The 13,083-nt window shown below is 36.3% G+C and carries 12 protein-coding genes and 1 other annotated feature; of the genes, 2 read left to right on the forward strand and 10 right to left on the reverse strand.

Annotated elements, in window-relative coordinates:
• Positions 1–81 precede the first annotated feature (81 nt).
• From BN853_RS04840 to BN853_RS04870, 7 genes are all read right to left on the reverse strand, one after another.
• Positions 82–3,123, reverse strand: coding sequence for a glycoside hydrolase family 3 protein (locus BN853_RS04840; protein ID WP_030004835.1), 3,042 nt, complete (start codon positions 3,121–3,123; stop codon positions 82–84).
• A gap of 113 nt (positions 3,124–3,236) precedes the next feature.
• Positions 3,237–4,367, reverse strand: a complete 1,131-nt coding sequence (locus BN853_RS04845; protein WP_052591263.1) for a GGDEF domain-containing protein — start codon at positions 4,365–4,367, stop codon at positions 3,237–3,239.
• A gap of 143 nt (positions 4,368–4,510) precedes the next feature.
• Entirely contained in the window at positions 4,511–5,059 is a 549-nt protein-coding gene (locus BN853_RS04850; RefSeq protein WP_030004837.1) for an acetate uptake transporter, read from the reverse strand.
• A gap of 109 nt (positions 5,060–5,168) precedes the next feature.
• The gene (locus BN853_RS04855; protein WP_030004838.1) at positions 5,169–5,774 is read right to left on the reverse strand and encodes a hypothetical protein; all 606 of its coding nucleotides are present in this window, start codon (positions 5,772–5,774) and stop codon (positions 5,169–5,171) included.
• Positions 5,775–5,871: 97 nt separating this feature from the next.
• Positions 5,872–6,624 (reverse strand): amino acid ABC transporter ATP-binding protein, encoded by a 753-nt coding sequence (locus tag BN853_RS04860; protein WP_030004839.1) that lies wholly within the window; start codon positions 6,622–6,624, stop codon positions 5,872–5,874.
• Entirely contained in the window at positions 6,614–7,285 is a 672-nt protein-coding gene (locus BN853_RS04865) for an amino acid ABC transporter permease (RefSeq protein ID WP_030004840.1), read from the reverse strand. The genes BN853_RS04860 and BN853_RS04865 overlap by 11 nt, the downstream gene beginning before the upstream one ends.
• A 1-nt stretch (position 7,286) precedes the next feature.
• Complete coding sequence (locus BN853_RS04870) at positions 7,287–8,090, reverse strand: transporter substrate-binding domain-containing protein (protein ID WP_030004841.1); 804 nt, start codon at positions 8,088–8,090, stop codon at positions 7,287–7,289.
• 197 nt (positions 8,091–8,287) lie between these two features.
• Positions 8,288–8,494, reverse strand: a binding site (T-box leader).
• Between the two features lie 146 nt (positions 8,495–8,640).
• On the opposite strand from BN853_RS04870, the gene arcA reads away from it, so the two are divergent.
• Both arcA and BN853_RS04880 read left to right on the forward strand, forming a co-directional pair.
• Positions 8,641–9,861, forward strand: coding sequence for an arginine deiminase (gene arcA / locus BN853_RS04875; protein ID WP_030004842.1), 1,221 nt, complete (start codon positions 8,641–8,643; stop codon positions 9,859–9,861).
• Complete coding sequence (locus tag BN853_RS04880; RefSeq protein WP_030004843.1) at positions 9,858–10,706, forward strand: NAD(P)-dependent oxidoreductase; 849 nt, start codon at positions 9,858–9,860, stop codon at positions 10,704–10,706. Before arcA ends, BN853_RS04880 begins: the two co-directional genes overlap by 4 nt.
• 66 nt (positions 10,707–10,772) lie before the next feature.
• On the opposite strand, the gene BN853_RS04885 is transcribed toward BN853_RS04880, so the two are convergent.
• The 3 genes from BN853_RS04885 to BN853_RS04895 are packed head-to-tail and all read right to left on the reverse strand — an operon-like array spanning position 10,773 to position 13,075.
• Positions 10,773–11,747: a sensor domain-containing diguanylate cyclase gene (locus BN853_RS04885; protein ID WP_030004844.1), complete on the reverse strand. Its 975-nt coding sequence runs from the start codon at positions 11,745–11,747 to the stop codon at positions 10,773–10,775.
• Between the two features lie 54 nt (positions 11,748–11,801).
• On the reverse strand, positions 11,802–12,239 hold the full coding sequence (locus BN853_RS04890) for a methylated-DNA--[protein]-cysteine S-methyltransferase (protein ID WP_157869937.1): 438 nt from the start codon (positions 12,237–12,239) through the stop codon (positions 11,802–11,804).
• Positions 12,240–12,262: 23 nt separating this feature from the next.
• On the reverse strand, positions 12,263–13,075 hold the full coding sequence (locus BN853_RS04895; protein ID WP_030004846.1) for a MetQ/NlpA family ABC transporter substrate-binding protein: 813 nt from the start codon (positions 13,073–13,075) through the stop codon (positions 12,263–12,265).
• Positions 13,076–13,083: the final 8 nt, after the last annotated feature.

The following is a 13,083-nucleotide window of genomic DNA, read 5'->3' on the forward strand; positions in this document are numbered from 1 at the left end:
ACTCTAAAAATAAACCGAATCACATCAAAAGTAGAAAAAAAAACACGTTTGAATGAAATCAAACGCATTTTATCGAGTTTGTTAGTAGTGTCTAATTAAACTAATTTCATTAATTTCTAGACCACTTCGGTTGAATCTTAAACCTAAGAACGTGAGGCCTTTTTCGATGATGATCTGTGCACTGACCGTTAGTTCTTTACCATCGGTTCCATTGCTGGTGATGGTTTGTTTGATGGTATTTTCAATTAAAAGTGAAAAAGGCATTTGTGATAAGCTTGGTTCGTCACTTTGTAATTTAAATTCCACAATGTACTTAGAGGTTTCTAATACATCAATGGCGTAATACACGTATTCGTTTTTTAGGCAATTGGTTAGACCATTTTTACTTGTTTTGATGGCTTGACTCTTTAAATGGGTCTTCTCGAGTGCTAGCTCTGTTTTTCCCCACGGCTCTTTGTTAACTGCCAAGGCTTTGATTGGCTTGTCTTTTTTAAATTCTAAGGTCATGCTTTGTTTGACTAGTGGTTTACTTGTCAGCTGATAAATCACTTGTTGACCGACTAGGATTAAAATCGTATCCAGATTGGCTTCGATTTTATAATCATGGTTAGTGATTACTCTTAATTGGTTCACAGAGACGTTTTGTTCTAGATGATACACCATCACATCTTTTTGAAAGCCAAAAAGTGGCTTTCCATCAATTAAAAGATCGTCAATTTGTGGTTGTTCTAAAAGATTTTCATGGTGTTTATTCAATTTTCCTTGTTGTTTTTGATACGTATAAGAATCTAAAACAAAGTTGGTTATGTTTGAGGCAATTCGTTCTAGCTCACCTCTTGTGATCTGGCCTTTATGAAGCATGTCTTTGGTATTGTCATTACCAGAATTATTTTTCGCATCAGTAATTACCATGTAAATATCGTTTTGAGCCCGAACCATCATCGCCGTGTTGTCTTTTGATGCACGGTCTTGGTCGTCGTTCATTTTAGCCCACCAATCGGTAATGACGATGCCTTTAAATTTAAAGTCGTGTCTTAGAATGGTCGTATTTAAATCATAGTTTGAGGCTGCCCAAATCCCGTTGATTGGATTATAAGCAGTCATAATTGCTTTAACATTGGAATGTTTAATTGCAAGTTCAAATCCCTTTAAATAGATTTCTCTTAACGCTCTTTCTGAAACGATGGCGTTACTATCAAACCGAAGATGTTCTTGATTGTTGCAAGCAAAGTGCTTTAGTGAGCCTGTAACCCCACCTTTATCTAACCCATGAATGACGGCTTTTGCCATGTGACCGGTTAAATAAGGGTCTTCTGAGAAGTATTCAAAGTTACGTCCATTTAGTGGGTGTCTATGAATGTTCATCCCTGGGGCAAGTAAAAGCTCAATGTTGTAATTTTGCATCTCTAAAGCAATCCCATAGTAGAGATCACTCACGAGTGATTCATTAAAGCTAGATGCCAGCAGCGTGCCGATTGGTATAGAGGTAGCTTCATAGCCGCTATCCATGCGTATGCCGCTTGGACCGTCGGCACCACACAAAATTGGAAACCCTTTTTGTTTTAATTCATCAGTTACACCGGCAAACGCACACGCGGTTCCAGGTGTGACTTTTGGACTACTCATGCCTTCACCACGGGTGAGGCAGATTAAGTCATCGTCACTTAATGAGGCGATAAAACCGTTTAATAAGCTTCTATTATTAAAGACTTCATTTAAATTTGAGACGTGCGCATTTGTTAGAGCTTGTGGGCGCATGTCAACGATTCGTTTTTTCAGTGACGTTTTACGAATTGGTACATCTTCGTATGAAATTACGTAGCCGTTTTGATCTAGTTTAGGCTTTATCCGCTCAAATCGAACCACAGGACGTAGCGCCTCACTTACTTTTTTGACTAAATAGGTTTGATCTAGATGATACTTATAGCATGGCATTAAATCCATGGAGTCAAATCCAACATAAACATGATAATCGCCTGCTTCTAAGACATAACTGCTTGGATAGCCACTTTTTCCTTCTTCGTCATAACTTGATATTTCAGTTAAGTCAATGGTAATCGAAAAGTGTTCATCAAAGGCAGGTTTAATCACGTTCGTTTTGTAATAGCCAATGAGCTCTTTATCTGGTTTACCAAGTGCGCCTTGAGGTGCCTTTATGTAGACTTGAATCACTTGTTTTGAGGCGTATTTTCCAACGTTTGAAATGAGACCTTCAATCGTAATAAGTTGCTTATTAAGGGATACTGTAGAGGTTTGAAGTTTAAATTTTGTGTAGGTTAACCCATAACCAAATGGGTATAAAATGGCTTCTTTCTTAAACGTGTTAAAATATCGGTAACCGACATAAATGTCTTCGGTATATTTGTTTTCAATTGCCCCAAACGTTTGATTCGAAGGGTAATCCTCGATCGTTTTTGCGATGGTATCGGTTAGTTTACCACTAGGACTATCATAACCTGATAAAAGATCACTAATCGCAAGTGCACCTTGTAAGCCGCCATGATAAGCAAGCAAACAAGCAGAAATTTGATACTTTTCGATAAATGACATGTCAATTAAGTTACCAACGTTTAAGACGACAACAGTTTCTTTAAAGTGTGTACTGACGTTTTTCAGTAATTGTTCTTCTTCATCAGTCAAAAGATAACTGCCTTTTTCTTTTTGATTGTCTTTGTCTTCACCAGCCGTACGACCAAGAAACACAAGTGCAATCTCACTAAATTTAGCGGCATCTATGTAGGTTTTTTCATCAAGAACCATTTCAATCTGGCTCCATGGTTCACTTGCCCACATGCCGTTGCCACTGTTAAATGGGTGCTCATTGACCCAAGCTTGATAGGTCTTGATCAACGCCTCATTTAACGCTAATCTTGGGTTCATTTGAAGTGCTTCAAGAATGCTGTATTTTTTTCTCACATTCACAAGACCACCAGAGCCTGTGCCTGATTGATAATAGTCAAATTGAATTCGACCAAAAACACTCACTTTTTGATGAATCAACGGTAAAACACCGTTGTTTTTTAGTAATACCATGCCTTCTTTTGCCATTAATCTTGATAAGCCTGCTAACCCGTCCATAGGTTTATAAGGCGTTCTTTTTTCTAACTCATAATATGTTGTCACATCGCCACCCCGTTTTCTTATCTAATTATAACAAATCAATTGGTGATATGATACCCAATAATACGAAAAAACACCAAGAAATTTAAGTTTCCTGATGTTTCCTTAACTAAGAGCTAGTTTTTCTTCTTTTCTTTGTCTTGATACATGAACTGATCCAGTACGTCGATAAAAGCATTCGCGTTTTGATGTTTTTCTTTATCAAAGACTTCATAACCGATTGAAAACTCAATCAAATACGGTTTTAATCCTAACGCATTATAGGATTGAACCCGATGTTCAATCGCCTGATTCAATTGTTTAATTTCATCTTCGTCATCGATGTCGATAACGATACAAAACTCATCGCCACCATATCGTGCAATTAACGCGTCTTTTGATGTGGCATCTTTGAGTAATTGAGCAACAACCTGTAATGCGATGTCACCCTCGGTGTGTCCGTAGGTGTCATTAATTTGCTTAAAGTTATCTAAATCAATCATCGATGCGGCAAACGAATGTTCTTTTGAAGCATTATTGATTCGCTCAACTAGATGCTGTTGTAATTTTTTTCGATTAAAGACATTGGTCAAATAATCAATTTCCATTTGATTGGCTTGTGTATCGATAAACACAAGTAAAATCGAGATTGTTATACTGTTATAAATAAGCGAATACCCATAAAAGAAAATATGAATAATTGAGGCGAAAACCGGTGGAATAACAAACGCAATCAATGACTTAAACTGGCGTTTATCGATACGCGATTGATTCTTGATGATGTAAAACATACTAAAAATCATCAACCCATACGCATAAACGAATGATAAGACATAAAGCGGCCCGCGTTCATAGATGTTTTGTTCATTGATGGTGTAATAAAGCCCCCTTGAAATTGCGATTGTCGCAAACACTAGGTTTATGGCGAACAATATAAGGAGAATTGAGATCCATTGATTTAATTTACGTTTTGATAAATTCACTCGGTAGTTCACGTATAGTGTCCATATCAGTGGTAAAAGCGGGGTAAGAATGAACACTAGGTAATTACCAATTTGGTTGAATATGGCGAAATAAGGTTGCTCAAGTCCATCAAATCGCGAGAGAACATCCAATACGTTCATCACAATATTTGAAATAATCAAGTATTTGAACAAGGTCTGTTCCACCGTTTTTTGATACTTGTACTTGTAGGTAAAATACAAAAATATGACCAAAATCATAATGGAATAAAAACTCAAAACCATATTATTTTGAAATAAATCCAACCTTACCACCCCCTTTAATCGAAATAGATTAACTACACTATATCATAAATGATAACCCGAATAAACTAATTAAGTAATACCATTACGACATTTTTCAAACATATGAAAAAAACGAAGGATTTCTCCTAAGTTTTTTTTGATTTCTATAAAGGAAATACGTTTTTACCCAATTCTTGGTTTACAATTTGTCCACCAGCACTATAAAATGCCGATAACCCTGAGAAAATTCCAACGTAACCAGCAATCACATGGATTAAATGTGAGTCTAAGAAGTTTGCGAGCGCTAATAAATAGAATAATACCGCTAAACTTGAAAAAATTACTTTTGAACTTGTGTTGTGCGAAAGTGTACCAACAAACATGAACGTGGTAAATAATCCCCAGATAAGCAAGTAAAATCCCATCGAAAGATTATCTGCTTCAAACCCAGCCGGTGCTTGAGTCCAAATCATGACAAGCGATAACCAAAATAAACCATACGCGGTAAACGCAGTACCACCAAAGGTATTTCCAATCTTAAATTCTAAAATACCAGCGATGATTTGAGCAATACCACCAAGCGCGACACCCATTGCGATAATGACAATCGTTAATGGAATAAAATCCGCGTTGTGGATGTTTAATAAAATCGTGGCAAGACCAAATCCAAGTAAGCCGAGTGGGCCTGGATTCATTTGTTTTTGTGTTGACATACTGTATTCCCCATTTCTATTTTTTTAAAAGACAACAATGCATATTATACATAAAAAAAAGAAATAGTCTAGTATTTTCTTTGAAATGCTTACTATTTCTTTTATCTATCTAGTCTTCTATTATAATTTTCATTTCATTTGCATCAAATTCTTGAATGAGCATTTCGATTTTCTCACAAACCAACTTGAAACTTTGGTTGATGTCTTCTGGTTTAATGAACTCCTCATAACGATAATAAATCAGATCTTCAACTTCTACTTTATTCATGTTAAAACCAAATTCCTCTTCATCTAATTCAAGCTCAATAAAGTAATCTTCAAACATGCCTGAAATGGTGATGATGATTGTTTCATCAATGGTATCGATTGAGTGTTTAATTCGTGTGAAGTTCATCTTTTGAAGTTCTTTGATGAATAACTTTGAATCATACGCTCTGATGATCCTTGAAAAAGCTAAATCGTTTTCGTTAGCGTAGGATAAGTACTGTTGTTTTTTATGTTTTAAGTAGTATTTTTTCGCTTCTTTGGCAAAATAAACCGTTAGGGTTGATCCAAGTAAAAACAAGATTGTCAGAATAATCATGAGGACTTGATGCTTTCTAATCAGGATTAAGATAATCGCACTTACTAGAAAAAGTGGACTAAGTGCTAGGGTGATTTTAACCAATCGGTCATAAAACACTTTTTTTTCTTGATATACTTTATTACTATTCATTTTTAGCCTTCTTTCATTTCGTTAATTAAACATCAGTACCTCTATTATACCAAAGAAAGAGTTATGAAAGAATAATATTATATAAAAAATATTTAATTTAAAATGAGGTTAGGACATTCGATAAAAATTGTTTGGTTTTCTCATTTTTTGGTTCATTGAATATGACACTTGGATGACCTTCTTCAATGATCTTTCCACCTTTATCCATCACAACAATTTTATCTGCAAAATGTCTTGCAAATCCCATTTCGTGTGTCACGATAATCATCGTGATCCCCGTTTGGATTAAATCTTTCATAAGCAATAAAACCTCTTTGATCATTTCTGGGTCTAGTGCGCTGGTTGGTTCATCAAATAAAATGGCGGTAGGATCCATTAATAACGCTCTTAGGATTGCCACACGTTGTTGTTGCCCGCCTGAAAGCTGGTTTGGATAATTGTTGATTTTTTCTGCTAAACCGACTTTTTCTAAAAGCGTCATGGCTTTAGAGATTGCCTCACTTTTGTCTCTTTTTAGGACGTCAACTTGTGCAAGTGTCAAGTTCTCTAAAATCGTTAGATGTGGAAATAAATTAAAGTTTTGAAAGACCATCCCGACGTGCTTACGATGTTCATAAACATCATAATTTGGATTTAAGATATTCTTACCTTCGAATTCTATGGTACCCTCAGTTGGGTATTCCATGAGATTTAGTGTTCGTAAAAGTGTTGACTTACCACTACCAGAAGGTCCAATAATGATTGTAACTTCGTGTTGATTAATTGTTAAGGATACGTCATCAAGTGCTTTAGTTCCATCCTCAAAGACTTTTGATAATTTTTCTATTTTAAACAAGCTATTATTTGCCATAAGATAACCTCTTTTCAAAATACCCCATTAACTTAGAGGTTGGAAACGTTAGCATAAAGTAGAGTATCGCAACCACAATATAAGTTTCTTTAACGGCATAAGTCGAGGTACGTACAATCGTTGCCGCATACATGAGTTCTGCAATACCTAGATACATGAAAATCGATGTTTCTTTGATCATCGTCACAAACTCATTACCGAGTGCCGGTATGATGTGTTTAATCGCTTGTGGTAGAATAATCTTTCTCATGGTTTGTTTTTGATTCATTCCAAGTGACAATGCCGCTTCTTTTTGTCCTTTTGGTACGGATAATATGCCCCCACGAATGATTTCTGAGACGTAAGCACTTGAGTTAATTAATAACGCCAACATCCCTGGAATAAAACTCGATAAATCAATGCCTAAAAAGACAACAACCGGTAGACGAACCATACTATAAATGAGTAACACCTGAACCAATAGTGGTGTCCCGCGGATTAATTCAACGTAACTTTTCGCAATCACGTGCAGGACTTTATGCCTACTTAATCTCATAAATGCCGGAATGAAACCAAGCATTGAGCCAAAGACAACCGATAATAGCGCCAGCAACAACGTCATGCCTAAGCCGCTAAATAATATCCCTAGGTAATAAGGGTCTAAGACAAATGAGAAATCCATTTTAGTTCTTATTTAGTTCGGTCATGTCAAAAATGATTTGATCCATTTTCCCAGACGAAATGAGTGATTCTAATACCTGATTAATTACAGCTAATAGTTCGGTATTTCCTTTTTGTACAGCCGCTGCAGAACCTTCTTCAGGGTTACCTATTTGTAAATCTAGAATGTGTAAACCACTGATGTTTTTTAAGTACCCTTCAGCCACAGGACGTTCAACAACAACCGCATTTAGCTGTTTATTTGATAATCTTAAGACCAAATCAGGCACCGATTGAATGAATTGTGTTTGAGCTTTATTAAAGTGTTCTTCGACAAGCGTTTGTTGAACAGACCCAATTTGAGCACCAATTCTAAGACTTGCTACATTCAAGCTTTCCAAACTTGCGAAGGAATCTTTTTCTGATTCATTCACTAAAATGACTTGGTTGGCTTCGTAATAGATAATTGAAAAGTCCACTTGTTTTTTTCTTTCTTCACTTGGATTCATCCCAGCTAAAACAAAGTCAACTTTACCATTTTCTAAATCGTCTAACAAGAATTCAAAGCCCTTATTGACCACTTTTAAGTTCTTACCCAACGCTTTGGCAACTTCCTTGGCAATCTCAATATCAATACCAACTAGGGTTTGTTTGCCACTGACTTTCATTGGCCACTCGTATGGTGGATAGTCAGCCGATGTGCCTAAGGTGATGTACTCCGTATAAGATTCATCTATTGTATAGGTAAATATGTTGTTTTGTCCCTGACAAGACGCTAAAAACAAACCCGCTGTTACTGCTAATATTAAACTTACTAATTTTTTCATTTTCTTCTTCTCCTTATATTTTTATATAAAAAAACGCTCTTGGCAAAAAACTTGCCAAGGACGATTATTACCGCGGTACCACCTTGATTCTAGTCTAAAAAAGACTAGCACTTACCTAGTTAACGCCTAGCTACGTTTAAACCTAAAATTGAGTGACACGTAAAGGGGCCAAAAAATAAAAAAATCCTAGCATAATAGCTAAGGACGAAATTTTCCGTGGTACCACCTTAGTTCTAGTGTAAACACTAGCACTTAAATCGTTAACGCCGATTAATACGTTTAAACCTCAATCATTCGATTTAAAAGCTCCCAAGCACGTTCATATGTATCCCACACTGATTTACACCAACCATCAGCTCTCTTAAGAAGTCCTACAAATTACTACTCTTGTTCTTCGCTTACTTCAATTATAAATATTTAGCGTCATTAATCAAGTTTTATTCATTTGAAAACGATTTCTTACTTTTAATAAAACCAATCAATATCCCGAGTAACGCCTTATTTAAAGCTAGGGTATGATATAATAGAAAAAGAATAAGGAGGCAAAAAAATGATTAGTTTAAACGTAACTTCTGAAGTCGGACAATTAAAAAAAGTCCTTCTGCATAGGCCAGGTCTCGAATTAGAACATTTGACCCCTAAATGGCTAAACCAACTGCTGTTTGATGACATTCCGTGGCTGAAACGTGCCCAAGAGGAACACGACGAATTCAAAAAAATTCTAGAAGACCATCAAGTTGAGGTCTTCTATCTAGAGGATTTAGTTTCTGAATCGTTATCAAACAAACAGGTAAAAAACCAATTTATTGAACAGTTTATTGATGAAGCTGGCGTCATCAATAAACAAACGAAGAAAAAACTTCGTGCGTATTTAAGTACACTTAATACCAAAGAAATGGTCAAAGAAACCATGTCAGGTATCCCAAAAACAAAACTTGAAGGGGTTCGATTGGTCTCACTCAAAGAACGCATTGAGGATTACCCGTTCATTACAGATCCAATGCCTAATTTGTATTTCACAAGAGATCCATTTTCGATCATCTTTGACGGCGTCAGTATTAATAAAATGCACCGAAATGTCAGAGAACGGGAAACAATCTATGGGGATTACATTTTTACGTACCACCCTTCATTTAAAGACAAGAAACGCTTTTATGAACGTACGGAAAAACCATCGATTGAAGGTGGTGACATTTTAGTTTTAAGCAAGAAGGTCGTCGCCATCGGTATTTCTGAGCGAACCAACCCGGATGCCATTGAACTCATTGCTAAATCGCTTTTTGAATCGAGTGAGCTTGAATACGTGGTGGCAATTGACATGCCAAAAAAACGTGCATTCATGCACCTTGATACCATTTTAACGCAGGTTAATACGTATCAATTCTTAGTACACCATGACTTTTTAAAAAAGTTAAATATCTATTTGATTAGACGTGGTTCAAAAAAAGACCATTTAGTCATCGAACACAAGGAAGAAACATTAAAACGTGTGTTCTCACGCTTGTTAAAAAATGCCATTACCATGATTCCATGTGGGGCAAACGACGCGATTGCATCCGACAGAGAACAATGGAACGATGGCGCCAATACATTAGCGATTTCTCCTGGCGTTGTCATTGTTTATGAAAGAAATACGATCACAAACAAATTATTAGAACAAGAAGGCATTAAAGTAATCCCAATGGCTTCTAGTGAGTTATCAAGAGGTCGAGGTGGCCCAAGATGCATGAGCATGCCACTTGAGAGACTCGATGTGGGTGAATACGAATGAAGATAGCATTTATCGGTAGTGGTGTCATGGGGTATCCTATGATCACACATTTAATTAACGCCGGACACGAACTAACTGTTTATAACCGGTCAAAAGAAAAAACAAAGGGCTTAGAAACGAAAGCAACGATTGCAAATAATCTCATCTCTGCGGTAAAAGACGCTCAAGTTGTATTTTCCATTGTGGGTTATCCAACGGACGTTAAAGAGATTTACGAAACCATCATTCCAAACGTAAAAAAGGGCACTATTTTAGTTGACATGACCACCTCTAGTCCAACGTTAGCCATTAATCTTGCAAAAAAAGCCGAAGCCTATGAACTTAGTATGTTCGATGCACCGGTGACTGGTGGTGACTTGGGGGCAAAAAATCAAACCCTTTCGATTATGGTCGGTGGCGATAAAAATGCATTTGATGTGGTTCTACCCTTATTAACTGTCCTTGGGAAAACCATCACTTATATGGGTAAATCGGGTAGTGGCCAACACATGAAACTGTCCAATCAAATCACAATCGCGGGAAACATCGCTGGGATTGCTGAAGGGTTAACCTATGCACGTGTTCAAGGCTTAGATTTAAACAGTGCTTATCAAGTGATCACCAACGGTTCTGCCTCAAGCTGGCAAGCCGTCAATAATGGATTAAAAATGATCAAAGACGATTACACCCCCGGTTTTTACATCAAACACTTTTTAAAAGATTTAAACCTTGCGATTGAAGAAAAGAAAGATTTGGATTTACCAATACTAACGACGGTAAGAAACATCTATGATCAACTATCAAAAGACTACTATGATGAGGGTACGCAAGCAATTATAGCTTACTACTTAAAAAAACAAATCTAGAAGAGCCGATTAACAAAAAAAGCGAAGAAATAAATTCTTGGCTTTTTTTATATGTTTAACGATTGTTTAAATGATGAATTGATCTTTTCCGTTACGTTTAGCAACGTAGAGCTTTTGATCAGCGTTATCAATTAGTTGATATAAAGTTTGATTGTCATAAAACTCTATTCCCCCACTGACACTAATGTTGATTGTTTCTGTTAAATAGTAATTCTTAAATTCTTCTCTAATTCGATTACAACAGTTTAGGATTTCATCGCTTGTCTGATTTAAGCAAATAAGCATAAACTCCTCACCACCATAACGTCCAAACACCGATGAGTTGGGGATGTGTTTTAAGACAATAGATGAAAACTGTTTTAACACTTCATCACCAAAAACGTGACCTTTTGTGTCATTCACCTTCTTAAAATTATCAAGATCAAGCATCACCACCGCAAGTGTATCAAATACTTTTTTTCCCGTAAGAAGATGATTTAGTTGACTATAAAGCGATCGGTGATTACAAATCCCCGTCAATGGATCCTTGATTGCTAATTCTTCTAAATATTTGTTTTTTGCTTTTAATTCTTCTTCAATTTCTTTTTTCTTTGTGATGTCAAAGACGATACCAGCCATCAGCAAGGGTCTGTTTTTCTCATCTCGCTTGGTTACAACGCCACGATCATAAAACCAAAGGTAAGACCCATCCCTTTTTTTAATACGGTATTCAACCTCGTAAGCGTCTCTTTTTCCTTGAAGGTGTTCTAACATATTTGACATCACACGTTCATAGTCATCCTCGTGTAGCTTTTCGGTGAAAAATTGGTAGTCGACCTGTTTTGGAATTTCTTCGTAAACATAGCCAAGTGCCATCACTTTTAATGGATTAAACGTGACCTCATTGGTTTGATAATTCCAGTACCAGCGACCCAAGTTACCAGTCCAGCCAAAATCGAGTGATTCGAATGAATGATTATCATCGATCATTTGTTTGATGATTGTTTTTAATGACTGAACCTCATCTTGAAGTTCTTTGATACGTTTATTATTTTGATCCATAAGAACCACACCACTTTCTAACTACATTATAACATGCCACCAAAAATAAGTACCTTACGAATGCTGTTTTTCTAGATTAATTAAATAGGATTTGACTTCAATTCCACCGTTATAACCAATCAATTGTTGATTTTTGCCAATCACACGGTGACACGGAATTAGAATCATCAATGGATTCTTATTTAACGCCTGTCCAACCGCTCTAGCCTTATTATGATTAAACGCATTGATTGATAACTCCAAATAGGTGGTTGTTTTCCCGTAGGCAATCGCTCTTGTCATTTCTAAGACGGTCTTTCTAAACTGGCTTACATCGAGTTTGTAAGGTAGGCTAAATGCTTTAAGATTTCCATCAAAGTAGCGACTAAATTCGTCTTTGATCCGTTCTTCTAACCTTAACGAATCTGATTTAAGAGCCTCTTTAACAAGTGATATTAAGATAATGTTATTGTGTTCAACAATGATTTCTAAGTTACCGATGGGCGTCTTCAAATATAGCTTTCCTGAGTCTTTCATTAGTTAATAACTGGAACCACATTGCCTTCAAATTCTTCTTCAATCCACGCTTGGATTTCTAAGGATTTTAACACTTCAATTAACGCGATGACGCGTGGGTCATCAAGGTCAGATTCGTTGACCGCTAAGATGTTACTGTATGGATTTGTTTGATTCGCTAACTCTAAAATAAGCGCGTCCTTTGAAGGGGATAAATTGATATTTAACGCAAAATTGGTGTTAATCAAGATCAATTCAGCTTCGTTATTTTGATAAGCAAGCCCTAACATTTCTGGTGCGATGGTTGCTTTTATATCGAGATTTTTAAGATTTTGATCGATGTCATCTAACGTTGCATCAAATGGTTTTACGCCTTGTTTGAGAGTAATTAAGCCCGCTTCTACTAAAAGATTTAATAATCGTCCTTGGTCTGATAGTGAATTACTCATTAATACCGTATCGCCTTCTTTTACCTCTGTTAAGGACTCATAAACTTTAGAATAGATACCAATGGGTTCAATGTGTATTGAAGCTGCCTTAACGATCGATGTGTTGTTTTCATTATTGTACCGATTTAAATAGGGTTCATGTTGAAAGAAATTGGCAATGATCTCATTATTCGTTAACGCAACGTTTGGTAAAACATAGTCAGAAAATTCAATAATCTCTAAGGTATAGCCTTTTTCTTTTAATAAGGGTTTTGCTTGTTCTAATATTGCCGCGTGCGGTAATGGTGAAGCGCCAACTTTGATCACTGATGGGTCATCTTTTTGGCAGCCAGTCAGTAGTGTGATTGAAACAATTGTTAATACAATTAATACGAATTTTTTCATTTTTTATT

The sequence above is a fragment of the Paracholeplasma brassicae genome, assembly GCF_000967915.1.
GTDB lineage: Bacteria > Bacillota_I > Bacilli_A > Acholeplasmatales > UBA5453 > Paracholeplasma > Paracholeplasma brassicae.

Excerpts from the sequence above, each read along its gene's own strand:
- BN853_RS04850 (WP_030004837.1), bottom strand. The coding sequence starts at position 5,059 with ATGTCAACACAAAAACAAATGAATCCAGGCCCACTCGGCTTACTTGGA.
- BN853_RS04885 (WP_030004844.1), bottom strand. The coding sequence starts at position 11,747 with ATGGATCAAAATAATAAACGTATCAAAGAACTTCAAGATGAGGTTCAG.
- BN853_RS04860 (WP_030004839.1), bottom strand. The coding sequence starts at position 6,624 with ATGGCAAATAATAGCTTGTTTAAAATAGAAAAATTATCAAAAGTCTTT.
- arcA (WP_030004842.1), top strand. The coding sequence starts at position 8,641 with ATGATTAGTTTAAACGTAACTTCTGAAGTCGGACAATTAAAAAAAGTC.
- BN853_RS04895 (WP_030004846.1), bottom strand. The coding sequence starts at position 13,075 with ATGAAAAAATTCGTATTAATTGTATTAACAATTGTTTCAATCACACTA.
- BN853_RS04855 (WP_030004838.1), bottom strand. The coding sequence starts at position 5,774 with ATGAATAGTAATAAAGTATATCAAGAAAAAAAAGTGTTTTATGACCGA.
- BN853_RS04880 (WP_030004843.1), top strand. The coding sequence starts at position 9,858 with ATGAAGATAGCATTTATCGGTAGTGGTGTCATGGGGTATCCTATGATC.
- BN853_RS04870 (WP_030004841.1), bottom strand. The coding sequence starts at position 8,090 with ATGAAAAAATTAGTAAGTTTAATATTAGCAGTAACAGCGGGTTTGTTT.
- BN853_RS04865 (WP_030004840.1), bottom strand. The coding sequence starts at position 7,285 with ATGGATTTCTCATTTGTCTTAGACCCTTATTACCTAGGGATATTATTT.